Source organism: Streptomyces sp. JK94 (assembly GCF_053613315.1).
Genome location: NZ_JBSICH010000006.1, coordinates 239,768 through 263,987, shown reverse-complemented (window position 1 = coordinate 263,987; position 24,220 = coordinate 239,768). Strand labels below are relative to the sequence as shown.

The 24,220-nt window shown below is 74.8% G+C and carries 19 protein-coding genes and 2 pseudogenes; 13 read left to right on the top strand and 8 right to left on the bottom strand.

Translation table 11 applies throughout. The features are described 5' to 3' along the window. Nucleotides 1–26 precede the first annotated feature (26 nt). From ACVV2G_RS06060 to ACVV2G_RS06030, 7 genes and pseudogenes are all read left to right on the top strand, one after another. Complete coding sequence (locus ACVV2G_RS06060) at nucleotides 27–656, top strand: hypothetical protein (RefSeq protein WP_453841539.1); 630 nt, start codon at nucleotides 27–29, stop codon at nucleotides 654–656. 87 nt (nucleotides 657–743) lie between these two features. Then, nucleotides 744–1,340 carry a hypothetical protein gene (locus ACVV2G_RS06055; RefSeq protein ID WP_453841538.1) on the top strand — a complete coding sequence of 199 codons (597 nt, stop codon included), beginning with the start codon at nucleotides 744–746 and terminating at the stop codon, nucleotides 1,338–1,340. Nucleotides 1,341–1,487: 147 nt separating this feature from the next. Then, nucleotides 1,488–1,874 (top strand): hypothetical protein, encoded by a 387-nt coding sequence (locus ACVV2G_RS06050; protein ID WP_453841642.1) that lies wholly within the window; start codon nucleotides 1,488–1,490, stop codon nucleotides 1,872–1,874. A gap of 346 nt (nucleotides 1,875–2,220) precedes the next feature. Then, entirely contained in the window at nucleotides 2,221–2,838 is a 618-nt protein-coding gene (locus ACVV2G_RS06045; protein ID WP_453841537.1) for an RNA polymerase sigma factor, read from the top strand. Between the two features lie 461 nt (nucleotides 2,839–3,299). Beyond that, nucleotides 3,300–3,604: pseudogene (locus ACVV2G_RS06040) on the top strand (ATP-binding protein); the annotation flags it as partial. Nucleotides 3,605–4,117: 513 nt separating this feature from the next. Next, nucleotides 4,118–4,780 (top strand): RNA polymerase sigma factor, encoded by a 663-nt coding sequence (locus ACVV2G_RS06035; protein ID WP_453841536.1) that lies wholly within the window; start codon nucleotides 4,118–4,120, stop codon nucleotides 4,778–4,780. Continuing rightward, nucleotides 4,780–5,934, top strand: a complete 1,155-nt coding sequence (locus ACVV2G_RS06030) for a hypothetical protein (RefSeq protein ID WP_453841535.1) — start codon at nucleotides 4,780–4,782, stop codon at nucleotides 5,932–5,934. Before ACVV2G_RS06035 ends, ACVV2G_RS06030 begins: the two co-directional genes overlap by 1 nt. Before the next feature lie 215 nt (nucleotides 5,935–6,149). On the opposite strand, the gene ACVV2G_RS06025 is transcribed toward ACVV2G_RS06030, so the two are convergent. Next, the gene (locus tag ACVV2G_RS06025) at nucleotides 6,150–7,007 is read right to left on the bottom strand and encodes a L,D-transpeptidase family protein (RefSeq protein WP_453841641.1); all 858 of its coding nucleotides are present in this window, start codon (nucleotides 7,005–7,007) and stop codon (nucleotides 6,150–6,152) included. Nucleotides 7,008–7,286: 279 nt separating this feature from the next. Between ACVV2G_RS06025 and ACVV2G_RS06020 the strand changes: the two genes are divergently transcribed. The 3 genes and pseudogenes from ACVV2G_RS06020 to ACVV2G_RS06010 all read left to right on the top strand — a co-directional run. Beyond that, nucleotides 7,287–8,885 carry an acyl-CoA mutase large subunit family protein gene (locus ACVV2G_RS06020; RefSeq protein WP_453841534.1) on the top strand — a complete coding sequence of 533 codons (1,599 nt, stop codon included), beginning with the start codon at nucleotides 7,287–7,289 and terminating at the stop codon, nucleotides 8,883–8,885. Between the two features lie 76 nt (nucleotides 8,886–8,961). Further along, entirely contained in the window at nucleotides 8,962–9,612 is a 651-nt protein-coding gene (gene leuE / locus ACVV2G_RS06015) for a leucine efflux protein LeuE (RefSeq protein WP_453841533.1), read from the top strand. 16 nt (nucleotides 9,613–9,628) lie between these two features. Then, nucleotides 9,629–9,775 (top strand): annotated as a pseudogene (locus ACVV2G_RS06010) (TetR/AcrR family transcriptional regulator C-terminal domain-containing protein); the annotation flags it as partial. Here ACVV2G_RS06010 and ACVV2G_RS06005 read toward each other — a convergent pair. After that, nucleotides 9,760–10,746 (bottom strand): class I SAM-dependent methyltransferase, encoded by a 987-nt coding sequence (locus ACVV2G_RS06005; protein WP_453841532.1) that lies wholly within the window; start codon nucleotides 10,744–10,746, stop codon nucleotides 9,760–9,762. The pseudogene ACVV2G_RS06010 and the gene ACVV2G_RS06005 overlap by 16 nt on opposite strands. Nucleotides 10,747–11,284: 538 nt before the next feature. Here ACVV2G_RS06005 and ACVV2G_RS06000 point away from each other — a divergent pair. Further along, entirely contained in the window at nucleotides 11,285–12,376 is a 1,092-nt protein-coding gene (locus ACVV2G_RS06000) for an acyltransferase (RefSeq protein WP_453841531.1), read from the top strand. A gap of 79 nt (nucleotides 12,377–12,455) precedes the next feature. Here ACVV2G_RS06000 and ACVV2G_RS05995 read toward each other — a convergent pair whose 3' ends face one another. The 6 genes from ACVV2G_RS05995 to ACVV2G_RS05970 form a co-directional block, all read right to left on the bottom strand. Further along, entirely contained in the window at nucleotides 12,456–13,811 is a 1,356-nt protein-coding gene (locus ACVV2G_RS05995) for a polysialyltransferase family glycosyltransferase (RefSeq protein ID WP_453841530.1), read from the bottom strand. Between the two features lie 3 nt (nucleotides 13,812–13,814). After that, a complete protein-coding gene (locus tag ACVV2G_RS05990; RefSeq protein ID WP_453841529.1) occupies nucleotides 13,815–14,780 on the bottom strand; it encodes a glycosyltransferase family 2 protein in 966 nt (321 codons plus the stop codon). 123 nt (nucleotides 14,781–14,903) lie between these two features. Next, on the bottom strand, nucleotides 14,904–17,285 hold the full coding sequence (locus ACVV2G_RS05985) for a polysaccharide pyruvyl transferase family protein (protein WP_453841528.1): 2,382 nt from the start codon (nucleotides 17,283–17,285) through the stop codon (nucleotides 14,904–14,906). Then, entirely contained in the window at nucleotides 17,282–18,547 is a 1,266-nt protein-coding gene (locus ACVV2G_RS05980) for a tetratricopeptide repeat protein (protein ID WP_453841527.1), read from the bottom strand. The genes ACVV2G_RS05985 and ACVV2G_RS05980 overlap by 4 nt, the downstream gene beginning before the upstream one ends. Nucleotides 18,548–18,917: 370 nt before the next feature. Next, nucleotides 18,918–20,252 (bottom strand): polysialyltransferase family glycosyltransferase, encoded by a 1,335-nt coding sequence (locus ACVV2G_RS05975; RefSeq protein WP_453841526.1) that lies wholly within the window; start codon nucleotides 20,250–20,252, stop codon nucleotides 18,918–18,920. After that, the gene (locus tag ACVV2G_RS05970; protein ID WP_453841525.1) at nucleotides 20,249–21,238 is read right to left on the bottom strand and encodes a glycosyltransferase family 2 protein; all 990 of its coding nucleotides are present in this window, start codon (nucleotides 21,236–21,238) and stop codon (nucleotides 20,249–20,251) included. The genes ACVV2G_RS05975 and ACVV2G_RS05970 overlap by 4 nt, the downstream gene beginning before the upstream one ends. Before the next feature lie 198 nt (nucleotides 21,239–21,436). Here ACVV2G_RS05970 and ACVV2G_RS05965 point away from each other — a divergent pair, with 198 nt between their 5' ends. Both ACVV2G_RS05965 and ACVV2G_RS05960 read left to right on the top strand, forming a co-directional pair. After that, nucleotides 21,437–22,762: a DUF6716 putative glycosyltransferase gene (locus ACVV2G_RS05965; protein ID WP_453841524.1), complete on the top strand. Its 1,326-nt coding sequence runs from the start codon at nucleotides 21,437–21,439 to the stop codon at nucleotides 22,760–22,762. A gap of 194 nt (nucleotides 22,763–22,956) precedes the next feature. Further along, nucleotides 22,957–24,216, top strand: a complete 1,260-nt coding sequence (locus ACVV2G_RS05960) for a cytidylyltransferase domain-containing protein (protein WP_453841523.1) — start codon at nucleotides 22,957–22,959, stop codon at nucleotides 24,214–24,216. Nucleotides 24,217–24,220 lie beyond the last annotated feature (4 nt).

Here is a 24,220-nt window from a genome sequence, read left to right as displayed (position 1 = left end):
AACCGACACGCCGGGGGGACCGGGACATGGGCTACTGGGGGTACTTCGTCGTGGGCCGCGCCGAGCGGCCGCTCACGGAGATGGACGCGCTGTCGGGCGCCGCGGACGCGACCCTGCGCCTGACGGCGCCGGACGGCTGGCAGGTGTGGCAGTTCCCGGGCGGCGACGGGGACGTCGGGAACATGAACGACCTGGCCGGGCAGACCGGCGCGCCCGCGCTGTTCGGATACGTCATGGACAGCGACTGCGTGGTCGTCGAGGCGGCGGCACCGCGGAGCGGGGCGTGGACGACCTGTCTGGCGCGGTCCGCGATGGCCGCGTACCTGGGCGCCGAGAAGGAGGGGCTCACCCTGGAGGACTACTTCCTGGAGCCCTTCGACGCCGCCGAGCGTGCCGTCGCCTGGGCCGCCGAGGCCGGGCGCACCGCGAGCGCCGGGGAACTGGCGGCGGTGCTGTCGGCCGATCCGGACGCCGGTGCCGGTGCCGGTGCCGGTGCCGGTGCCGGAGACGGAGACGGAGACGGTGCCGGAGACGGTGCCGGAGCCGGAGACGGAGCCGGAGACGGAGCCGGAGACGGAGCCGGGCCCGCGTCCGGTCCGGTGGCTGAAAACCTCTTCTTCCGGTTCCTCGACCGGTTGGGCGTGGTGCCCCTGTGACACTCCCGGGCCGTCGCACGCAGTAAGGGGAAATGCGGGCTCCGTGGTGGTGAGCAGGCCGGAGCGGGAGCGACAGGGAGGCACCGGATGAGCCTGGTGGAACTGATCACGCGGGCTGACGCGCGCGGACTCGCCGGGAGCGGACTGGCTTGTTTGGATCGCTGCGTCCCCCTGCTGGACGGCGACGACGAGGTCCTGAGGCCGCTCTGGGCGACCCTCGCCGCAGATGCCGAAGACGTCGCCGACGGGGACGGCCGCGACTGGGCGCGGGCGCTGGCGCGGGTGCGCGACCGGCTCGCCGGTCCCGACGCCGGCGGTGAGGACGAGGCGGTGCTGCTGGCCCGCCGGATGCTGGCCACCGCACCGGACGAGTGCTCCGGCGCGCCGATACGGACCTGGGCCGACGCCTGCTCCGTCGCCTCGCTCCGGATCCACCGGCTTCTCGACCCCACGGCGGGTGCCGGGGCCGGCCTCGGCCGGGAGAACTCCGCACAGGGGCGCGCGGAGGGCCGTACCGAGGGGCTGTCACCGCTCGTCGCCGCCGAACTGCGCCGTCAGGTCGTCGTCCTGGAAGTGCTCGCCGGTCACGGCCCGGCCGGACTGCGCCGGGCCCTGGAGGTCTCCACGGAGGGGCGCCGGGTGCTGCGCGCGGTGGTGTCCCGCCGGGCGCGCGGCCGGGGCTGAGCACCGGACCCCGCCCGTGACCGCCGTGCGGGGGAGGCGCGGCGGACGTGGGGCGGTCCTGCGCCGGTTGCGGGGCGGGCGGCGCACACGTGTGACGAATCGCCGCCCGTCGGCGCTCTAGCCGGTGTGACGACTGTGACCTCCGGATTGACGACCCAGCAGGAGAGCCGGCCGTCGGCCGCCGCGAAACCGGTGCGGTGGGCGGCGGACGCCGTGGCCGCGATGCGCGAGGGCGCCCGGCTGCGCCTGGACTATTCGGCGCAGAGTCTGTGGCGCGTCGACCGCGTGATCGACGGGATGCGGCGCGAGGGGGCGCCGTACGCCGCGATGGAGACGGCCCTGCGCGGACTCGGCGCCTACGCGGGCGAGGTGATCGTGCGCCGGAGCGGTGGCGAGTGGTGGAACGTGGGCGGGGGCCACTGGGTTCGCACCCCCGACGGCCGCCTGTGGGACCCGGTCGACGAGGCCCGCCGCTGCTTCGCGGGCGACGGGTCGCTGCGGCTGCTGTGCCGGGACGCGACGACGGGCGACTGACCCCGGCCCGGTTCCGTGGCGCCCGTCCCGGCTCCGTGACGCCCGGGGCGTCCCGTCCGCCGGGCCGGCGCGGCACGCTGCTCGGACCGGGTGCCCACGTCGGCGTGGTGTTCGTACGCCGGGGGGCGCGGTGTGCGTGGACCTCGCCGCCGGCCGGCGGCCCCGAGGAGGCGCCGCGCCCCTACCGCCCGGCCCCGTGCGGGCGGGTCCGGCGCGTGCGGCCCGCCGTGGCGTGAGGGTTCCGTCCGGAGCGCCGCCTGTGACACTTCCGTGCGCGCCGACGCTGATGAGCGTGGGGCGGGCTCACCCGAGCGCGCGGAGGACTCGGTACGGACGAGGACGGTTCTTGGGCCAGCGAGGGGAACCCCGCCGCGTACAGGCGTACGACGGGGAACTGGGCACGGCCGTCGCGCGGGCCCAGGAAGGTGACGAGGCCGCCTTCGCGGTCGCCTACCGGATCGTGCAGCCCGGCCTGCTGGGCTACCTGCGCGGGATCGTCGGGGACGACGCCGAGGACGTCGCGTCGGACGCGTGGCTGGAGATAGCCCGCGACCTGCGGCGCTTCCGGGGCGACGGGGCCGGGTTCCGGGGCTGGACGGCGACGATCGCCCGGCACCGGGCGCTGGACCACCTGCGGCGCCAGCGGGTGCGGCCCCGGCCGGCCGCGCTGGAACAGGACGTACTGGACCTGGCCGGCCCGCACTCCACGCACGACCAGGCGCTGGAGACGCTGTCCACCGAGGCCGCCCTGGCCCTCGTGTCGGGGCTGCCGCGCGACCAGGCCGAGGCCGTGCTCCTGCGGGTCGTCGTCGGCCTCGACGGGCCGGCCGCCGCCCGGGTCCTCGGCAAGCGGCCGGGCGCGGTGCGCACGGCGACGTACCGGGGGCTGAAGCGGCTGGCCCGGCAGCTCGGAGCCGACGGTGTGACGGATGATGCGCCCAGGACGCTGGGGGAGTCGACGTGACGGGCACCCGCGGCGGCGGCCCGGTGGGCCGAGCGGGAACGGAGGCGGACATGGAGGCACGGCACGGCGACACCGGCCGCGCCGCTCCCCGGCGCGCCACCCCCGGGACGGAGGAGCTGCTCGCCGCCGCCCTGCGGGACCAGCGCGTGGACGCCGAGGGCGAACGGCGCGCCGTGGCCGCCTTCCGGGCCGTCCTCGCCGCGCAGCCCGACCAGACCGCGCGCACCCGCCGGCGGGACGACTGGCGTCCCCGCGAGCGACGCCGTGCGTGGCGCTCGTCCGGGACCGCCCTGTCCGTACTGCTGGCGAGCCTCACCCTGGGAAGCGTCGCCTACGCGGCGATCGGCGGCGGTGCCGCCCCGGACGCCACCGGACCGGACCGCACCCGTCCGTCCACGGGCCCGGGCGGCGCCGCGGCCCGACGGACCACCGCCCCGCTCCCCACCGCGCCGTCGCCCGCCTCCGCCGCCCGGGCCGAGCACGAGGCCGACGTCATCGCCCTGGCCGCCGGCGAACGCCCGCGGGCCCCCCGTGCGAGGATCGCGCTGCTGGGCGAGGCCAGGGCGACCGCCGCCCGTCGGGGGGGACCGGCGACCTGGAACGCCTGGAGCGCGTCCGTGCCCTGCTCGCGGATCAGGGGTACGACACCACTGCCACCACTCCGGCCCTGTACTCCCTGCACGGCTTCCGTCCCGGCCTGGCCGATCCGGCCGATGGTCGTGACGACGTCCTCCTGGCCGGTCTGCCCACCCTCTACGGCAGCTGACACGAGAGCCGCCGGTTTTCCACCGGGCGAGCGTCGAGCGGAAGGGCCCGAGAGCCGACGTCCGGGACGGCTCCGCACCGCGCCGGACACGATCGCGTGAAGCGTCTGCTCCGCTGGTCGCGCGCTGGCCATGCTGCCCACGAAGCTCATGCAACGCCCCAGGTCAGAGCCCTGGGACACGGCGGCGACCGGGGCCGCCACCCCCCACAGGAGAGGCCCCGGCCGTCGCGCGGTACGGGCCGCGCGGCGGCCCGTACTCCCTACAGCGCCGGGGCTGCGTTTTCTGTCACACCCGCCCGCGTCACGGCTTAGTTGCATCTTGTACGGCAAGGGGAGGGAGACATGGACGAGCGGCGGTTTCAAGACGTAACGTGCCATTCGCGCCGACCAGCGGGGGCCTTCCCGCCCGCATCACGTGAGCGGTGGACCACCGCGAACCATCCATTGAGGGACCACGACGGCGAGTACCCGGTCCGCGAGAGCGGCGCCGGCTGAGGCGCAAAGAGAGGCTCGGTGCTGGGGGACGACGCGGAGCTGACCGCCGCGGTACGTGCGGCACAGGACGGGGACGAGACCGCCTTCCGGACCGTGTACCGCTCGGTGCAGCCGCGGCTGCTCGGATACGTGCGGACACTGGTCGGCGATCCGGACGCCGAGGACGTGGCCTCCGAGGCGTGGCTGCAGATCGCCCGGGACCTGGAACGGTTCGACGGCGACGCCGACCGTTTCCGCGGCTGGGCCGCCCGCATCGCCCGCAACCGCGCACTGGACCACATCCGGATGCGCGGACGCCGGCCCGCGGTCGGCGGTGACGAGACGGAACTGACCGGCAGGCCCGCCGAGTCCGACACCGCGGGCGAGGCCATGGAGGCCCTGGCCACCGACAGCACCCTCTCCCTGATCGCCCGGCTGCCCCAGGACCAGGCCGAGGCCGTGGTCCTGCGCGTGGTGGTGGGCCTCGACGCCAAGAGCGCCGCCGAGACGCTGGGCAAACGGCCCGGTGCCGTCCGCACGGCGGCGCACCGCGGACTGAGGCGCCTGGCCGAACTGCTCGGCGGAGATCCGGAATCGGGCGGCGGGCTCGACGCCCTGCCGCCCCAGCGAGAACCGCGGGGCCGTGCGGTGACGTCCGCGAGTGTGACGCATACGCGTGCGCGGACGCAGAAGGACATGTGATGGCCGACGAGCAGGACAGGTGGCTGGACCGCGAAACGGCGGAGATCCTGCTGCGCGGAGAGTCACCGGAGGCCGTCGGCCCCGCGGCCCGCGACCGGGCCGAACGACTCGCCGAGGCCCTCGGCGCACTCTCCGCCCCACCCGTGCCGACCAGCGGTGAACTCCCCGGCGAGGCCGCCGCGCTGGCCGCCTTCCGCACGGCGCGCGCCGAGCGGGCCGCCGCGCCCCGGCGGACGCCGGTGCACCCCGGGCACGACGCCCCGACGCCGCCCTCCGACGCCGGACTGGTCCGCATCGGCCCACGCGGCGACGATGCCGGACGCCCCCGGTGGAGCCGCCCGCTGCGCCTCGGACTGGCCGCCGCGCTGACCGTCGGCATGGTCGGCGGGGTGGCGGTGGCGGCCGGAACCGGAGTCCTGCCGACGCCGTTCGACGGCACCGGACCCGACCCCGCGGCGACCGTGTCGGCCACCACGTCCTCCGGCGGCCCGCCCGCCCCGTCCTCGCCGTCGGACGGTGTGCGGGGCGGCGCCGGTTCCGGCACGTCCGGCCGGGACACCGCGGGTGGCGGTGCGGACGGCGGTACGGCCGAGGGCCCCGGCGCCGGGCGGCCGGACCTCGCCGCGTCCTGCCGTGCGATGCGCGCCGGCGAGGCGCTGGAGGGCGTCCGCGGGCGCGCGCTGAAGGAGGCGGCCGGAGGCTCGTCGCGCGTCGGCGCGTACTGCCGCAGCCTCCTGGACGAAACCGGCGCCGCCGCCCAGGACCGTGACGCCGCGGGGGGCGCCGAGGAGGACGGCGGGACCCGGGAGCCGGAGCCGCGGAACGGCAAGGGCACCGAGGACGGCAAGAGCACCAAGGACGAGAAGGGCGCCAAGAACGAGAAGGGCGCCAAGGCCGGCGAAGGCGGAAAAGCCGGAAAGGCCGGAAAAGCCGGAAAGGAAGGAAAGGAGGGGAAGGCGGACAAGGCGGAGAAGGGGGCCGCAGGAGGCAAGGGCAGTGAAGGGGCCGGCGGCGCCCAGGGCGAGGACGGCGACGGCCACCCCGTGGCCCCGCTCGTCGGCCCGCCGCGCGCCCCGCACACCCCCTCGGCCTTCGTGCCCGCGCCTCCCCAGCGGCCGGTCTTCTCGCCGCATGTCGCGCTAGCCCTCGGGTAGACCCGTCTGACCTGCGCTTTCCCGGCGCAGGCGAGATTTCTCGCCGAGGGTGTGACACTTTCGGCCGCCGCGGCGCAGTAGTGAGTGAGCCGACTGGTCATCGGCTTCGCACCGAGCCGGGGTTCCCCCCGTACCCACGGCTCGTGCACCTCGGCGCGGGTGGGGCACGTTCCCCCGGTCCCGCCCGCGCCCATCCCCTTCCGCGTCGTCCCGCCTCACCGGTGGACGACGACCTTGTCGCCCTCCCGCACCTGGGCGTAGAGGCCGGCGACCGCCGCCTCGTCCCCCACGTTGACGCAACCGTGCGAGGCGCCCGCGTAGCCGTGGGCGGCGAAGTCGGACGAGTAGTGCACGGCCTGGCCGCCGCTGAAGAACATGGCGTACGGCATGGCCGAGTCGTAGAGCGTCGAGACGTGGTGGCGGGACTTCCAGTAGACGTGGAACACGCCCTCCCGGGTCGGGGTGTACTGCGAGCCGAACCGCACCGGCATCGTCGACAGGGTCCGGCCATCGACCATCCAGCGCAGCGTCCGGCTCGACTTGCTGACGCACAGGACCCGGCCGGTCAGACAGCGCGGGTCGGGCGCGGCGGCCGGCTGCCCGCCCATCAGGTACAGCTCCCACTTGCCCGGCTCGCGCGTCATCCCCAGCAGCCGCCGCCAGGTCTCGCTGTCGGTCCGGCCCGTGGGGGGCAGCCCGCGTTTGCCCTGGAAGCCGCTGACCGCCCGCTCGGTCAGGGCGTCGTACGTGCCGGTCGGGCCGTCGACGAGCCACTCCACCTGGCGCAGCCGCGCCTGGAGTTCGCGCACGTCCCGGCCGGTGTCGCCGCGCGTCCACAGCACCCGGGGCGCGGTACGGACGGGTGGCGCACCGGAGGCGCGGCCGGCCGCCGGCGGGTCCGCCGGTGTGCCCTTCGGCGGCGTACCGGAGACGTCGACGCGCACCGGCGCGCGCCCGTAGCCGTCGGGGCCGGTGCCCTGCACGGTGCAGCCGCCCGCCGCCAGCGCGGCCCCCAGGACCACGGCGACCGCCCTCCCGGTCCGTCCCGCGCTCCCGATGCCCGTCATCCCCATCACGGCCCCCCGTCGTCTCACGGCCCCGTCCGGACGTCCCCTGGAATCCTCCCCCCGGATGACGCGCCGTGAACGGCACGGCACCGTTGTGACCGGGACCGCACCGCGGTTGTGAGCAAGGTCCCAGCGTGTGGCACTCCACCGGGTGCGCGCGCGCCGATACAGTCCGTCGGAGGGCCGGACCATACTGGCGGGCAGGTGGCGAGTGGTCCGAACGGCCCGGAAGTCCGAGTGGCTCGACCGGGTTCGGGCACGTGCTCAGCGGGAGGCATCCACACCATGGCGCGCGAGTCGGGCGGCGCTCGTTCCACCGAGAGCGGACTGCCCATCGAACCTGTCTACGGACCCGACGCCCAGGCGGGCTGGGACCCGGCCGAGAAGCTGGGCGAGCCGGGGAAGTACCCCTTCACCCGAGGTGTGTACCCGTCGATGTACACCGGCCGGCCGTGGACGATGCGCCAGTACGCCGGTTTCGGCACGGCGACGGAGTCCAACGCCCGCTACAAGCAGCTGATCGCCAACGGCACGATGGGCCTGTCGGTCGCCTTCGACCTGCCCACCCAGATGGGCCACGACTCCGACGCCCCGATCGCCTCGGGCGAGGTCGGCAAGGTGGGCGTGGCGATCGACTCGATCGACGACATGCGGGTGCTGTTCGGCGGGATCCCGCTGGACAAGGTCTCCACGTCGATGACCATCAACGCCCCGGCATCCCTGCTGCTCCTGCTCTACCAACTCGTCGCCGAGGAGCAGGGCGTCGACGCCGACCGGCTCACCGGCACGATCCAGAACGACGTGCTCAAGGAGTACATCGCGCGCGGGACGTACATCTTCCCGCCCAAGCCCTCGCTGCGGCTGATCGCGGACATCTTCAAGTACTGCAGGGCCGAGATCCCGAAGTGGAACACCATCTCGATCTCCGGCTACCACATGGCCGAGGCGGGCGCCTCTCCCGCGCAGGAGATCGCCTTCACCCTCGCGGACGGCATCGAGTACGTGCGCACGGCGGTCGCGGCCGGCATGGACGTCGACGACTTCGCGCCGCGCCTGTCCTTCTTCTTCGTGGCCCGTACGACGATCCTGGAGGAGGTCGCGAAGTTCCGTGCGGCCCGCCGGATCTGGGCCCGGGTGATGAAGGAGGAGTTCGGCGCGGAGAACCCCAAGTCGCTGATGCTGCGCTTCCACACCCAGACGGCCGGCGTGCAGCTGACCGCCCAGCAGCCCGAGGTCAACCTCGTCCGCGTCGCGGTGCAGGGCCTCGGCGCGGTGCTCGGCGGCACGCAGTCCCTGCACACCAACTCCTTCGACGAGGCCATCGCGCTGCCGACCGACAAGTCCGCCCGCCTCGCCCTGCGCACCCAGCAGGTCCTCGCCTACGAGACGGACGTGACGGCGACCGTCGACCCGTTCGCCGGGTCCTACGTCGTCGAGAGGATGACCGACGACGTCGAGGCGGCGGCGCTGGAGCTGATGCGGAAGGTCGAGGACCTCGGCGGCGCGGTCAACGCCATCGAGCACGGCTTCCAGAAGAGCGAGATCGAGCGCAGCGCCTACCGCATCGCGCAGGAGACCGACGCCGGCGAGCGGGTCGTGGTCGGTGTCAACCGCTTCCAGCTCGACGAGGAGGAGCCCTACGAGCCGCTCCGCGTCGACCCGGCCATCGAGGCGCAGCAGGCCGAACGCCTCGCCCGGCTCCGCGCGGAGCGCGACCAGCAGGCGGTGGACACCGCGCTCGCGGCCCTGAAGAAGGCCGCCGAGGGCGAGGACAACGTCCTGTACCCGATGAAGGACGCCCTGCGGGCGCGGGCGACGGTGGGCGAAGTGTGCAACGCGCTGCGGGAGATCTGGGGGACGTACGTGCCTTCCGACGCCTTCTGAGCAGGGCTCCGCGGTCCCTTTCCCGACGGCCGGAACACCGGTGCGCGGTGTCGTACCCCCGTGCGACACTCCCTCCATGTTCGGCGTGATCGATCTTCCCACCTACCTCGCGGGCCTCGCCCTGATCATCCTGCTCCCCGGCCCCAACTCCCTGTACGTCCTCTCCGTCGCCGCCCGCCGCGGTGTGCGCGCCGGGTACACGGCCGCCGCCGGCGTCTGGTGCGGGGACATGGTGCTGATGACGCTGTCGGCCGCCGGGGTCGCCTCGCTGCTGCAGGCCAACGCCCTGCTGTTCGGGGCCGTGAAGTACGCCGGCGCCGGATATCTGGCCTGGCTCGCGGTCGGGATGCTGCGGGCCGCCCGGGACATGTGGCGGACGCGGCGGGAACCGGCCCCGGCCGGCGCCTCCGCGTCCCCGGCCGGTGAGGAGCGGCCGTTCCGCCGGGCCCTGGTCGTCAGTCTCGTCAACCCGAAGGCGATCCTGTTCTTCGTCGCCTTCTTCGTGCAGTTCGTCGATCCGGGCTACGCCCACCCCGCCCTGTCCTTCGTCGTCCTCGGCGTCTTCGCCCAGCTGGCCAGCTTCCTGTACCTCAGCGCGCTGATCTTCGGCGGCACCCGGCTGGCCGCCGCCTTCCGCCGCCGCAGGAGGCTGTCGGCGGGGGCCAACTCGGCGGCGGGGGCGCTGTTCCTGGGCTTCGCGGTGAAGCTGTCGGTGGCGGGAGCCTGACCCCCCGTCAGCGCGGCCCGAACCGGGTCAGGTACCGCGCGAGGCCGTCCACCCTCTGACGGCCGCGGCGGGCGCGGAGATCTTCACGGACTACGACCGGCACTTCGAGGAAGGGCTGGCCGTGGTGATCGCGGGGATCGGGGCGTCCTACGGCCTCGACTGAGCCGCCCCGCCCGCCTTCGCCCGCTGCGCCGCCCGGTACCGGCGGACCGCGCGGGTGACGGCCGGCGGCAGCAGGTCCAGGGCCAGCCGGCGGGCGCGGTCGCGCGAGGCCGGCCGGTGCGGCACCTGCTGCGCGCGGACCGCCGGGCGGGCCGGCCGGGGCCGCCCCGGCACGGACCCGGCCTTCGGGTGCGCCGCCGCGGGCGCCGGGTGCCGTGAGGGCGGCAGCGAGGGCGGCTGCAGCCGCTTGCCCTGGGCGCGGGTCCGGACCAGCCGGTGCCCGGCGGCCTGCTCCACGGTCACGGCGACGTCGTCGCGTCCGCGCAGCGCGGCGAGCAGCTCCTCCTGGACGGGCTCCGGGTCGCCCCAGGTGCCGTACAGCTTCTGGCTGCTCAGGCAGACGGGGCGCAGCCCCCGGTTGAGCACGGCCTCCCAGGCGGCGACGGCGACGCCCGGGGTGTGCTCGCTGCGGAAGTCGTCGAGGACGACGATGCCGTCCGGCAGCAGCAGTTCCCGGGCCGCGCCGATGTCGCCGCGGACGTGCTCGTACAGGTGCGAGGCGTCGATGTGGGCGAAGCGGCAGCTGCCGGGCCCGACCTCGTCGGTGATCGTGGAGCTGACGTCCTGGACGATCCTGGGCAGGGTGTCGTGGAAGGAGAGGTAGTTCCGCTCGAAGGCCTGCCGGGTGAGCGTGGAGTACGACTTCGCCGCCTCCGCCCGGTTGGCCGCGTCCGGCGGCTCGGTCTCGAACAGGTCGCAGACCGTCAGGCTCTCGCCGGCCCGCAGGTGGTGCCCCAGCAGGATCGCGCTCTTGCCCAGGTAGGCGCCCAGTTCGAGCAGGTCGCCGCGGGTGCCCCGCCGCTCCTGGCGCTCCAGGAACCAGGAGAACAGCACCTGGTCGAGCGGCCAGAACCAGCCGGGGACGTCGTTCAGGTCGCCGGGGTACGTGTGCGTCTCTTGCGCAGTGGCCATGCACGGAGGATGCCCCCTCCCCGGCCGAAAAGGAGTCGGCGCGCGCGATCAGGTGGGCGGAAAATCGCACGAATCGCTCAATGCGCCCCCGCCGGCCCCTCCCGCGACCGCGGCTTCCGGACCGCAGAGGCGCGCGACCGGCCCCGGGCGCCCCCGGCGCGCGGCGCCCGCTCCGGAACGGGGGCGGAGGCGGCACGCGGTGCGCCCCCGGGACGGGCGGGCGGGCCTCGGCCGAGAGCCGGGCGGGGGCGGTACGCGGGGCGCGCCCGCGGGACGGGCGGCGCGGGACGGGGAGGGTCCGGGCCGGGCGGTTCGTCCGAACGGGCCGCCGGGGGACCTCCCGCGGGGCGCCGGGCGACCGGACGGCGGCGGCACCCGGAGTTCACCGGAAGGACGCGCACGCGTCGCCGATGTTCACCCGGGACGGGTTCCGCCGCCCGCGGCGCTCTCGTAGCCTGCATCGGTCCCCGAGCCCGGCCGGACCGCCGGCGGGCCCGCGCGTCCTATCCGGGAGTGACCACCCATCGCCGCCGAGCCCATGACCGCCACCGAGCCCGAACGCACCCCTGCCCCCGCCGCCGCGGGGGCACCGGTCACGCGTCCGCGGGGTGCGCACCGCTACGACATCGACCTGGTCCGGGTCCTGGCCTCGGTCGGGGTCATCGTCTGCCACGCCGCGGGCGAACTCATGAAGTCCGTGGACCGCGACCCCTCGGGGGGCGGGCCCGTGTACTGGACCGCGCTCACCGGGGACGCGCTGAGCCGGTGCGCCGTGCCGCTGTTCTTCGCGATCGCCGGCTGGGTGGTGCTGAGCGGGGCGCCGCCCCGGTCGGGCGGACAGGTCCGCAGGAGGCTGACCCGCATCGTCGTCCCGATGGCCGTGTGGACCGCCGTCTACCTGCTCTGGGACCGGGTGCGGGGCGCCAACACCGAGCCCACGCGCGGCCTCGCGTGGGACGCGCTGTTCGGCTCCGTGCGGCCCGCCTTCCACCTCTGGTACCTGTACGCCTACGTCCCCGTGATCCTGCTGCTGTCGGTGGCCCTCCTGGTCCGGGCCGGAAAACGGCCCTGGGGCGTGGGAGCCGTCCTGCTCGGTCTGGCGCTCGCCCCGACCCTCCTCGGGGACCTCGCGCGCCTGTCCGACGTCCGTCTGCCGTCCTTCGCCTGGCAGTTCGGCGTCTACCAGATCGTGTACGCCGTCGCCGGCGCGGTCCTGCTGTCGCTGCCGGGCTCCGCGGTCGCCGGCCGGCGGCGGCGCCTGCTGTGGCTGGCCGGCGGGCTGTGCGCGTGGGGGGCCGTGGCCGTGTACGAGCACCGGGTCCACTTCCCGAGTCCGTACGCCTCCGTCGTGGTGGCCCTGCTGGCGGGGACGCTGCTCATGTCCCTCAACCGGATCAGGGTGCCCGAGCGGGTCCGCCCGCTGCTGGGCAGGCTCGCCGGCGCCTCCTTCGGCGCCTACCTGGTGCACCTCCTGTTCCTGGAGGCCATCGCGCCCCGCGTGGTGTCGGCGGACGCCGGCTGGCCGGGCGCGGTGGGCGGGCTCGTGGGGCTGACGGTGGCCACGGTCGCCCTGTCCTTCGCCGCCGCCCTCCTGTGGACGCGGCTGCGGCTCGGCCGCTGGCTGGGCTGAGCCGGACGGGCGACGCCCGGGCCCCCTTCGGCCGCTCGGCGGAAGGGGGCCCGGGCGCCGGCCGCGGTCCCCGGCCCGGTCACTTCCTCCCGGCGCCGCGCCGTACCGCCCTGCGCACGACGCGCCGGGCCCGCCGCACCTGGAGCTTCGCGCGCAACTGCGGGCTGCTGCCGGGCAGGCCCAGCTCGGTCAGCCGCAGCTCGGGGAAGTAGTGGCCGGGGACGCCCGCCAGGTGCTCCCGCAGCCAGGCCTCCGTCGGCTCGCGCAGCTCGGGGTACGTCTTGGGCTGCATGCAGAACCCGATCGCCCGGACCAGCGGTGCCAGCGTCCCGGGGGCCGCGCCGACGAGCGCCGGGGCCTGCCCGCGCTCCAGGTCCGGCACCAGGTGGTCGACGACGGCCAGGGGCACACGGTTGCTGTTCGGGTACGGTTTGAGCCGCTCCGTCACCAGCGCCGTCCCCACCCGTGCGACGGGCACGTCGTAGTAGGCGGAGGCGGTCACCATCGCCGTGGAGAAGCAGCCGACGACGAGTTCGGGCGCGCAGTGGTGGTACAGCGTCTCGGCCAGCAGGGGCGCGTCCAGCACGGTGAGCCGGACACCCGCGTCCGCCGCCGCCTTGCTCAGCGCCGCCGTGTAACCCGCGGGAGCCGTCGGGTGCGGCTTGAAGACCACGGACCGGTGCCCGGCGCGCGCGGCTCCGGTGAGCATGCGGACGTGGAGGTCCTCCTCCTCCTTCGCGCTCAGGATGTTGATCGCCGCCAGGTACTGGCCGAGCAGCACCGCCGTCGGCTTCTCCGCCGCCACGGGCGCCAGCCGGGGGTCGTCCGCCGCGTCCCGGGAGATCTCGTCGAGCACCGCGCGGAACGCCGCGTCCGGGACGACTTCGGGGTCCACGCCGTACTCGGAGAGCAGCAGCGGCTTGAGACCCGGTATCAGGTCGAGGTGGAGCAGCCGCCGGATACGGCACGCGAGGGTCAGCGGCAGCTTCTCGCGCGTCGGGCCATAGCTCATCAGGCCGTCGGCGTACACGTGCAGGGCGGCCTCGGAGAAGATCGCCGCCAGCGCGCGGGCCGGGTTGACCTGGATCGACTCGACGGCGAGCTCGACCTGTTCCCGTTCGCCGATGCCCCAGGCCAGCCGGAACGCCTTCTGCCACAGCGGCACGTCGTGCCCGCGCGGGCCCCAGGAGCTGGGGTGGTGCGGGCGGATCTCCTCGTTCCAGCTGACCACCGTGTCGAACCGGCCGGCTATGCGCGCGTACCCGTGCATCTCGTCGAGGCGCAACGCGGTCTCGGGTATGGCGGCGTTGTTGGAGACCAGCAGGAGGCGCCGGACGCCGTCGTGCGGACCGAACTGGCCCGCGTCGAGCGCCGCCGCGAGGGTGGCCGCTCCGTACAGGGTGGAGACCTGGAAGATCTGGGTCTTGTGGGACATGGATCAGGCAGCCTTCCGCCCGTCGCGCAGGCGGCCGAGCAACCTGCTCCGAGTGCTGTCGATGGTCCGGAGGGTCTCCTCCAGCACGTGCTGGGGCATCCGGTGCAGCGCGTCCCTCGCCTCGCGCCGCAGCCGCTGTGCCGCCGAGGTCTCGTACTCGTTCACCTTGCCGAGGTGGAAGGCGATCATGGCGCAGTAGGTCCGCACCGCCTTGGGCAGGAAGCGCTCGGCCTCCGGGTCCCGCAGGAGGTCCTGCAGGAGCATGTCGTAGGCCGGGATGAAGTCCAGCTGGCGGGAGTCCTTGATCTGGGTGAGCGAGGTCGCGACGCCCCGCCGGTAGAACACCCCGTGCAGCCCGAGGGACGCGTACGACCTGGCCTTCAGGTGCAGCCGCCAGATCCACAGCCGGTCCTCGGCGGTGCGGAGTTCGGTCGCGAAGCGCATCCCGCCGTCGTCGAAGAGGTGCCGGCGGTAGATCCCCGCCCAGACGAAGGGGTAGTCGACCATCGTCTCCATGTGGGGCGGCGCTATGCCGTCGCGCGGGTCCATCACGGTGTTGCGCACGGGGGCCGGGGGACGCCGGATCACCCGCTCGGTACCGGTGGCCTGGACGTGGTCGGTGCGGGCGAAGTCGCAGCCCAGCTCCTCCGTGCGGGACACCAGTTCGGCCAGGTAGCCCGGCCCGTACCAGTCGTCGCCGTCGAGGAACGTGAGGAACTCGCCCCGGGCCGCGTCGATGCCGCTGTTGCGCGCCTGGGCGATGCCCATGTTCTTCTCGTGCCGGATCACCCTGGTGGTGGGACGTTTCTCCGCCCAGCGGTCGATCACCCATGGCGTGGCGTCCGTGGAGCAGTCGTCGACGAGCAGGAACTCGAAGTCCGGGTCCGCGTTGTTGGCGAGACTTCTCAGTGTGCTCTCGGCGAAGGCTTCCACATTGTGCATGGGGACGACGACGGACAGTTTCGGCACGCGGGCCTCTCACGCTCGAAGGTTGGAGATTGGAACAGGCTAGCTACGCTCCCGGATTCGGCGGTGTCGAAGAAGGCGCGGAGAAGCGAACTCCATTCGCAGCGCAAGTGAATTCTTGGTGTCTCAGTCGGAACCGAAGATGCTCCGCAGTTCCTCGATGTTCGACTGGGTGGTCTTCCACAGGAGTTCCTGCGCCGCGTGCACGTCCGCCACCGCCGCCGCGTGATCGTCGAGGATCGCCGACGCCCGCTCCGCGAGCCTGACCCCCAGGTCCCGGTCGTGCACGGACAGCCCCCACTCCCGGCGCCCGATGTCGGACAGGAAGTACGCGAGCTTGGGGTGCGAGACGAGGCTGAGGATCGGGGTGCCGCAGCCGAAGGGGATCATCCCGGCGTGCCCACGCATCCCGATCACCAGCCGCGCGCGGCCGTACAGATCGCGGACGGCGTCGTTGGACATGTCCTGGAGCTGCTCCACGGGCAGCGCGATGCCGTGCTCCCGGCGCAGGTCGTGCACGAACCGCTCGTCGGCCGGCATGTGGGCCGCGTACCGCACGTCCGCCCGGTCGCGCAGGGTCCGCAGCGCCTCGGCCATCCGGGCGAGGAAGTACCCGTAGTCGTGGCCGAACCGCAGGCCCGCGCGGTCGTACGCGCAGTTGACCAGGACGGTGTCGGACCGCTCGACCGAGGCGAACCGCTCCGGCTCCAGGAGCCGGGCCACCGTCGTCGGGCAGGGCTGGTAGCGCACCCGGTCGCGCAGCCCGGCGGGGAGCAGCTCGCGCACCCGGTCGATGGAGCCGTGGTTGCGCAGCCCGAAGAACGCCGACCGCTCGACGAGGACCCGCAGGCTCTCGGCGAACCGGTTCCGGCGGTAGAGCTGCCCGTCGAACACGTTGTAGCCGACCGCGAACACCGCCAGCGGTGCGGTGACGCGGGCCAGCAGGCCGTCCGGGACGTTCCACTGCCAGTGGCTGTTGGCGTTCGGGGAGGTGTCCGGGAGGAAGAGCCCGCCACCCCCGACGACCACCCCGCGCCGCGCGTTCAGCTGCTCCAGCGCCTCCTCGTCGACCAGCCGGTGCACCGGCTGCGCGTACCAGCGGTCCGGCCCGGTGTCGGGGCCGAAGCACCTGCGCACGGCCTCGGGCAGGACCTTGTCCCCGGCGTTCTCCCGGCCCTCGGCGAACAGCGCCACGTGTGCCAGCTGCCGCGCGGCCGTCCCGTCCGGCCGCCGTGGCTCCGGGACCTCCGGGCGGGTACGTACGTACCAGCTGTGGCAGCCGCCGTCCGTGGGGTCGGCGTCCAGGCCCGCACGGGCGTAGGCGTGCGCCTCCGCGTCCCGTCCGCACAGCCAGGCCAGACGGGCGAGCTGCGCGAAGGCGCGGGGAGCGACGTCGGGGGAGGCCGCCGCCAGCAGCAGGTGCGCCTCGGCCTCGTCGTAGCGCGACAGCGCCATCAGGCAGAGGCCGAGCGTCTCGTGGCAGCGCGGCGCGTCCAGCCGGTCGGCCACGACCGGGGCGAGGACCTCGACGGCCTCGTCGTAGCGGCCCTGCCGGCGGTGCACGTCGGCGACCGTGCGGGCGAGGTCGAGGGAGGGGCGGGCGGCGAGCAGGGGCGGCGCGCAGTGCGCCAGCAGGTCGGGATGCCGGTCCCCGGGCAGGGCGCAGTAGGCGGCCCGGAACTCCTCGTCGCCCATCTCGAAGCGGCGCCGCGCCGCGGCGGCCGGGCCGTACCCGGGCGCGTCGTACGGCCCGGTGAAGCGCAGGACGGCGACGTGCGCGGGCACCGGGGCGTCGTCGTACAGGCGCCGGGTGAGGAAGTCGTACCGCGCGTCGAGCGGGGCCAGCACACGGTCGAGCACCGGACCGAGGTCGTCGCCGGTGACGTCGGCGAGGCGGTCCGCCAGGGCGTCGTCCACGTCGGCCCGCTGGATGACGAGGAGGCCGTCCGGCAGCACGGCGCGCCGCTCCCCGGCCTCCCCGGTGCACACCGGCTGCCGTACGGCGCCCACCCCGTGGCGCATCCGCAGCAGCTCGCCGATGTCCCCCAGGACGACCATGGCGGGAGTGAGGGCGACGACGGTGTCGTACCCGTCCAGGCGGAACACGTCCGTACGGTCCTGCGCCCGGCGCGTGACGAGGCGCGGGTGCAGTCGCCGCGACGCGTCGAACGAGGACTCGGGCAGACCGGGGTGGAGGACCACGAAGTCCTCGCACACGCCCGGGTTGGTCAGCGCCAGGCTGCGGAGCAGGACGGGCAGGTGGGGCAGGGTCTCCCGGTCGGCGTGGACGGCGAAGGCGATCCGGCGCCTGCCGGTGACGGCGCTGCGGTCGTCCGCGGCGGTGACGGCGGACGGGGCGGACGGGGCGGCCGCGGCGGTGACGGCGGACGGGGCGGACGGGGCGGCCGCGGGGGAAGCGGCGGACGGGGCGGTCGCGGACGAAGCCGCGGTCGCGGGGGCGGCCGGGGAAGCGGACGCGGAGGAGGGGGGCGGGGAGGAGTGGGTCATCGCAGGGCGATCCTCATCTTGCTGTCGTCGACGTGGGTGGCGTGGTCCCTCACCCACTCGGCCTCCCTCGGTCGCAGCCGGCCGGGCGGGGTGAAGCCGATCAGGTCCAGGCGGGGACTCGCGTCCAGGAAGTCCAGGAGCCGCAGGACGGTGAAGGCGGTGGTCGGGGCCTGCCCCCAGCCGTCCTCGCCCAGCAGCGCCGGGTCGCTCAGCGGCCGGCGCAGGGAGGCGTCACCGATGTGCTCCTGCGCTCCGGGCACGAGCCGCTGCCGGGTGGCGCGACGCCAGCCGCCCGCCGGGTCGCCGAACACGAGCCGGACACCGGCGCGCTGCGACCAGGCGGGCCCCTCCCACGGAGTGTCGCCCCGCAGCGAGACGGCGTGCAGGCCGGTGCGCTCGCCGGTGCCCGCGGCACGGAGGCGGAACGCGTCGCAGCGCACCACCAGGTCGTAGCCGTCGATCCCGGCGCCCAGCGTGCTCCCGGCGACGTCGTCGGCGTTCGCCACCACGCACACCGTCCGCCCCGCGACGAGCCCCCGCAGCCCGCTGACGTCGACCGGCGTGCCGCCGCCCGGCAGCGGGTCGGGCGCCCCGGGCCGCTCGACGAGCCGCCGGTAGCCGCCGTAGAGCCCCAGGAGGCGGCGTACGGCCGGATCGCCCGCGCTGTGCCCGGCCACGCACGCCCGTACGTACGCGGCGAACCGCGGTGCGACGACCGCGGTGGTCGTGTCCGGCTCTCCGAGCAGGTCGCGCAGCGGGGAACCGGCCTCGGGGAAGAGGGCGAGGGCCGCGTCGAGGCACTCCCGCCGGCGCCGCAGGGTGTCCATCGCGCGAGCCACCTCCGGCGCCGGGGCGCCGCCGTCCAGCAGGGTGACGTAGCGCTCGTAGCACTCCATCGCCTCGTTGCCGCGGCCCAGCCCGTCCAGGGCCAGGCCGCGCAGTCGCCACGCCCCCCTGGACCGCTGCCGGATCGCGGCCGCCGTCTCGGCGACGCCCAGGGCGAGGCGCAGTTCGCGTTCCCCACCGGCCTCCAGCGCGCGCTCGCCGACGTGGAGGAGGGCGTCGAAGGGATCGGCCGACGGGTTGTCGAGGGAGGCCGCGAAGGCTCCGACGGCCTGGGTGAGCCGGGCCTGCGGGGCAGCGGACCCGGCGTCCTGCGCCGCGAGGTGCTCCCCGCACAGGCGCATGCCCCGGGCGAACAGCGCCGGCCTGGCGGCCTCCTTCTGCCGTGCCTTGAACCATCCCGCCAGGGGCTTCGTCATGCGCTCCACCGTTCTCCGACCGGAGGCCGAATGTGCCCCAGAGCGACGAGCCGCGGGTGGCTTCCCGGCGCATGGCGGGTGAACACTGCCCTTCGTCCGGGTGACCGGCCCCCGCTGCCCGCTGCCCGCTGCCCGGGGCCACGGTGTCCGGGCCTGCGGTGTCCGGGCCCCGCTCCTCGGGCCTCGGGCCCTCGGTACTCGGGCTCGGTGTCGCGGACCCCGGTCTCCGGTGGCCCGGCCGCCCCGTCCGGCCGGAGCGTCCGGTCACTCCGTCCGGCTGGAGCGTCCGGTCACTGCGTCCGGCTGGAGCGTCCGGTCACTGCGTCCGGTCGCCCCGCCCGGCTGGAGCGTCCGGTCGCCCCACCCCGCCTCACCGCCCGATCGAGCGCCGGAGTGCCCGTGCGCGGCGCACCACCGTGCGGGCCGTCGAGCTGTGCGGCAGGAAGCCCAGCCGGGCCGGGAGGCCGCCGGGGAGTCCCAGCGAGGTGAGCCGCCGCTTCTTGAAGTAGCGCAGGGTCCGCGCGTCCAGGTGCTCCCGCAGGTACGCCTCGGCCGCCGGCCGCAGCTCCGGCAGCACCCTCGGCTGCATCGCGAACCCGACGGCCCGCACCAGCGCGGCGAGGGCGTCGGTGTCCATGCCCCGGCGCCCCTCGGTGACGGCGGCGGCGTCGGCCAGGTCCGGGAGGAGCGCGTCGACGACGGTGGCGGGGACGCGGTTGCTGTTCTCGTACGGCGTCAGCCGTTCCAGCAGCGCCTCGGTGCCGACCCGGGCCACCGGGAGGCCGTACAGCGCGGACGCGGTGAGCAGGGCCGTGGAGAAGCAGCCGACGACCAGCGCCGGTCGCATCCGCTGGAAGAGCACCTCGGCGAGGACCGGCGTGTCCACCACCGTGAGCTGCACGCCGAGCTTCCCGGCCTCCTCCTCCAGGGTCCGGGTGAAGCGGGCCGGCGCGGTGGGGTGCGGCTTGAAGACCACACGCGTGTGCCCCAGCGCGGCGGCGCCCGTCAGCATCCGGACGTGCAGGTCCTCCTCCTCCTCGGCCGACAGGATGTCCAGCGCCGACAGGTACTGGCCGAGCAGCACCGCGGGTTCCCCGGCGTCCGGCAGCTCCGTGCCGCAGCCCGCGAGTTCCGCCAGCACCTTGGTGAACGCGGGGGTCGGCACGATCTCGGGCGCCACGCCGAACTCGGTCAGCAGCAGCGGTGTGAGCCCCGGCACCAGGTCGAGGTGGAGCAGCCGCTCCACGCGCGTGCCGACCAGCGGGGCGAGTTTGCTGCGGGTGGGCCCGTAGCTCATCAGGCCGTCCGCGTAGACGGTCAGGGGCGCGTCGGTGAAGATCTGCGCCACACCGAGCGCCGGGTGCACCTGGATCGACTCCACGGCCAGCGCCACGTCGTCGTCGCCGAGCCCCCAGGCCAGCCGCAGGTGCCGCTCCCACAGCGGTACGTCCTCCAGCCGCGGCGACCAGCCGCCCGGGTGGAAGGGGGCGATCGCCTCGTTCCACGACACCACGTCGTCGAACCGGCCCCGCAGCCGCTCGAACCCGGGCATCGCGTCCACGGCCGGCGTCGTCTCGGGCGTCGCCGCGTTGTTGGAGACCAGCAGGACCCGCCGGTCGGCGGGTGCGAAGCAGCCGGAGTCCAGGGCCGCGGCGAGCGTGGCCGTGCCGTAGAGCGTCGACACCAGGAAGATCTGCGTGGTCATGCCGCCACCCCTTCGTCCGGCCGGCCCGCGGTCGCACGGCGGCGCAGCCGGCGCAGCCGCGTGGCGCGCTCGGCGTCCATCGAACCGAGCACCTCGTCGAGCGCGTCCTGCGGCATCCGCCGCAGCGCCGCCGCGCTCCTCGTCCTCAACTCCCGGGCCACGGCCGGCTCGAAGCGTTCGGCGGCACCGAGGTGGTGGGAGATGATCGCGCAGTACGTGCGCACCGCCTTCGGCACCAGCCGCTCGGCGTCCGCGTCCCCGGCCGCGCCCGCGAGGACCTCGTCGAAGGCGCGGATGAAGTCGAGCTGGCGGACGTCACCGATCTGGGTGAGCGAGGACGCCACCCCGCGCCGGTAGAAGACACCGAGCAGCCCGGTCACCGCGAAGGACTCCGCCTCGCGGTGCAGCTTCCAGATCCACGGCCGGTCCTCGGCCGTGCGCAGCCCGTCGGTGAAGTGCAGCAGGCCGCGCTCGGCCAGCCGGCGGTGGTAGACGCCCGCCCAGGCGTAGGCGTAGTCGACGGAGGTGGTCCGGTGGGCGGGCAGGATGGCGTCCCGCGGACGCAGCGCCACGTTGCGGCGGCCGTGCGGCACGCGGTGGAGCGTGCGGGCACGCCCCGTGCACTGCACGTGGTCGGTACGCACGAAGTCGACGCCCAGCCGCTCGATCGCGGCCACCAGCCGGTCGTAGTGACCGGGCGCCAGCCAGTCGTCGCCGTCCAGGAACGTGACGTACTCGCCGCGCGCCCGGTCGATGCCGGTGTTGCGGGCGGTCGCCAGGCCACCGTTGCGTTCGTGTATGACCAGCACCGCCCCCGGCAGCTCCCGCTCGGCCCGCGCGAGGAGGTCCGCGGTCCCGTCGGTGGAGCAGTCGTCGACGAGAATGAATTCGAAGTCGTCCCGCGCGTTGGCGCGCAGACTCCGCAGGGTGTCCGGTACGTAGGGCCGGACGTTGTAGAACGGCACGATGACGGAGAGCTTGGGCACGTCGGTGACGTTATGCGGCGATCCGGCATTCGGCTTTACCTGCGCCTTGATACCGGGTGAACGCGGCGTGGCGAAGCGGTGAAGCGAACGCTTTTCCGGACGCCGGGCGGCCCGACACCCCATTCGGCGATGTGCTGTTCACCCTTTGTTGGATTGCGGTTGGGCGGATCCTAGAAATGGCTTCCTAGCGTCTACGGCGTGCCAGCAAGTGCAACGAAGGCCCTGCGAGTCGCCGTCCTGGCGGACTCCGACACCCGGTGGAAATGGGGCGCGCTCACCGCGACCCGCATCTCCCCCGAGGACGCGGACATCCGTCTGGACGGCTACCTCCTGCGTGGCCGAGCCACCCCCACCCCCCGCCAGCTGCGGGAAGTCGGCGTCACCGCGGACTCGCTCCGCGAGGTGACCGCCGTCGAGTTCCTGCGCGCCATGGGCGACGCGACGGGCGAGGAGTCCTACGACGTCCTCGTCCTCGCCCTGGTCGGCGGCGGCGTCCAGGCGATGCTGCACGGCCTCGGGCGGGTCTGGCAGGACCGCGCCGACCGTCCCGTGGTCGTCACCGGCTACGTCGGCGTCGTCTACGAGAAGCTCGCCGACGGCCTGCTGCTGCGGCACGGTGCCGACCTCGTCCTCGCCAACTCCCGTCAGGACGCGGACCGTTTCCGGGCCGTGTACGAGGGGGTCGGCGCCGACGCCTCGGCCGTCGCCGAGGTCGCGCTGCCCTTCCTCGGCGGTGCCCCCTACACCGGGGAGCACGACCCGTACACCGTCGTCTTCGCCGCCCAGCCCTCCGTGCCGGACAACCGCAGGGACCGCACGTACCTCCTCGAACGGCTGATCGGGCACGCCCGCCGGCACCCCGAGCGCGAGGTGCTGCTCAAGCTGCGCTCCAAGCCCGGCGAACACACCACGCACATCGAGGAGCTGCCGTACCAGAAGCTGGTGCAGCGGGCCGACCCGCCGCCCAACTTCCGCCTGGTCTACGGCCACATGGGCGAGGTCCTGGACCGCACCGACCTGCTGGTCACCATCAGCTCCACGGCGGCCCTGGAGTCCCTGCACCGCCGCATCCCCACGGTCGTCCTGTCCGACCTGGGCGTGCGCGAGGCGCTGGGCAACCACCACTTCGTGGGCTCCGGCTGCCTCGCCTCCTGGGACCAGCTCGACGAGGGCCACCGCCCGGTGCCCGACCCCGAGTGGGTCGCCCGGCAGGGGGTGGTGGCGGACGGCGGCTACGAGACCGCCTTCGACGAGGCCCGCGGGCGCATCGACGGGCTGCTCGGCCGGCCCGGCGGCCTCCCCCCGCTCGCCCCCTACTACACACCGGTCACCGCCCCCGGCTACCTCCCCGGCATCCTCGCCCGCCACCACCTCGGCCCGGACGGCACCCCCCTGCCCGGCGCGCCGGCCGCCGACAAGGAGCCCGGCCCGGTCCGCCAGGTCGTCCGCCGGGCCGCCCGCGGCGCCTACCGGCACGGCGTCCAGCGGGTCGCCCCGGTGATCCGGCGGATGGGGGAGCTGTGAGCGGACCGATACCCGGGACCCCCGCGGTCCCCCCGGCGTCCGCGGTCCCCCCGGCGTCCGCGGCACCTGCGGCGTCCGCGGCACCTGCGGCGTCCGCGTCGTCCGTGACACCGGCGGCACCCGCGTCGTCCCCGACACCCCCGTCGTCCGCGCTGTCCGCGACGCCGGAGACATCCGCGCAAGGAGCAGAACCCATGTCCAACCCGGAAGCGGGCCGGGGCGCTTCGGCGCGCCGCGTGCTCGCGGTCATTCCCGCGCGCGGCGGCTCCAAGGGCGTGCCCGCGAAGAACCTCGCCCCCGTCGGCGGCGTACCCCTGGTGGCCCGCGCGGTGCGCGAGTGCCGGGCCGCCCGGCTGGTGACGGACGTCGTGGTCTCCACCGACGACCAGGCCATCGCCGCCGCGGCCCGCGAGGCCGGCGCCGAGGTCGTGCTGCGGCCCGCCGCCATCGCCGGGGACACCGCCACCTCCGAGGCCGCCGTACTGCACGCCATGGGCGCCCACGAGGCCCTGCACGGCGTACCCGTGGACGTGGTGCTGCTCGTGCAGTGCACCAGCCCCTTCCTCGTCCGCGAGGACGTCGACGGGGTGGCCGGCGCGGTCGCCGAGGGCGGCGCCGACACCGCCGTGACCGTGGCACCGTTCCACGGCTTCGTGTGGCGGGACGGCACCGACGAGGGCACCGGGGAGGAGGGCGGCTACGGCGTCAACCACGACAAGTCCCACCGCCCCCGCCGCCAGGACCGCCCCCAGGACCTGCTGGAGACCGGCGCCGCCTACGCCATGGCCGCGCCCGGCTTCCGCGAGCACCGGCACCGCTTCTTCGGCCGCACCGAACTGGTCCGCACCGACCCGGCCCGCGTCCTGGAGATCGACGACCCGCACGACCTGGCCCGCGCCCGCGCCCTGGCGCCCCACTTCGACGCCGCCCGGCCCGGCGCCCTTCCGACCGCCGACGACATCGACGCGGTGGTCCTCGACTTCGACGGCACCCAGACCGACGACCGGGTGCTGATCGACTCCGACGGACGGGAGTTCGTCTCCGTCCACCGTGGTGACGGACTCGGCATCGCCGCCCTGCGCCGCAGCGGCCTGACGATGCTCGTCCTGTCCACGGAACAGAACCCGGTCGTCGCCGCCCGTGCCCGAAAGCTCAAGCTGCCGGTGCTGCACGGCATCGACCGCAAGGACCTCGCGCTCAAGCAGTGGTGCGAGGAGCAGGGCATCGCGCCCGAGCGCGTGCTCTACGTCGGCAACGACGTCAACGACCTCCCGTGCTTCGCCCTCGTCGGCTGGCCCGTGGCGGTCGCGAACGCCCACGACGCCGTACGCGGCGCGGCCCGCGCGGTCACCACCGTCCCCGGCGGTGACGGCGCGATCCGGGAGATCGCCGGCTGGATCCTCGGTCCCTCGCTCGACTCCCTCGAATCCCCCACGATCACCCAGTCCCAGTAAGGAA

Excerpts from the sequence above, each read along its gene's own strand:
- ACVV2G_RS06020 (WP_453841534.1), top strand. The coding sequence starts at position 7,287 with ATGGCGCGCGAGTCGGGCGGCGCTCGTTCCACCGAGAGCGGACTGCCC.
- ACVV2G_RS05995 (WP_453841530.1), bottom strand. The coding sequence starts at position 13,811 with ATGTCCCACAAGACCCAGATCTTCCAGGTCTCCACCCTGTACGGAGCG.
- ACVV2G_RS05985 (WP_453841528.1), bottom strand. The coding sequence starts at position 17,285 with ATGACCCACTCCTCCCCGCCCCCCTCCTCCGCGTCCGCTTCCCCGGCC.
- ACVV2G_RS06055 (WP_453841538.1), top strand. The coding sequence starts at position 744 with ATGAGCCTGGTGGAACTGATCACGCGGGCTGACGCGCGCGGACTCGCC.
- ACVV2G_RS05975 (WP_453841526.1), bottom strand. The coding sequence starts at position 20,252 with ATGACCACGCAGATCTTCCTGGTGTCGACGCTCTACGGCACGGCCACG.
- ACVV2G_RS06060 (WP_453841539.1), top strand. The coding sequence starts at position 27 with ATGGGCTACTGGGGGTACTTCGTCGTGGGCCGCGCCGAGCGGCCGCTC.
- ACVV2G_RS06030 (WP_453841535.1), top strand. The coding sequence starts at position 4,780 with ATGGCCGACGAGCAGGACAGGTGGCTGGACCGCGAAACGGCGGAGATC.
- ACVV2G_RS06025 (WP_453841641.1), bottom strand. The coding sequence starts at position 7,007 with ATGGGGATGACGGGCATCGGGAGCGCGGGACGGACCGGGAGGGCGGTC.
- ACVV2G_RS05980 (WP_453841527.1), bottom strand. The coding sequence starts at position 18,547 with ATGACGAAGCCCCTGGCGGGATGGTTCAAGGCACGGCAGAAGGAGGCC.
- ACVV2G_RS06000 (WP_453841531.1), top strand. The coding sequence starts at position 11,285 with ATGACCGCCACCGAGCCCGAACGCACCCCTGCCCCCGCCGCCGCGGGG.
- leuE (WP_453841533.1), top strand. The coding sequence starts at position 8,962 with ATGTTCGGCGTGATCGATCTTCCCACCTACCTCGCGGGCCTCGCCCTG.
- ACVV2G_RS06005 (WP_453841532.1), bottom strand. The coding sequence starts at position 10,746 with ATGGCCACTGCGCAAGAGACGCACACGTACCCCGGCGACCTGAACGAC.
- ACVV2G_RS05960 (WP_453841523.1), top strand. The coding sequence starts at position 22,957 with ATGTCCAACCCGGAAGCGGGCCGGGGCGCTTCGGCGCGCCGCGTGCTC.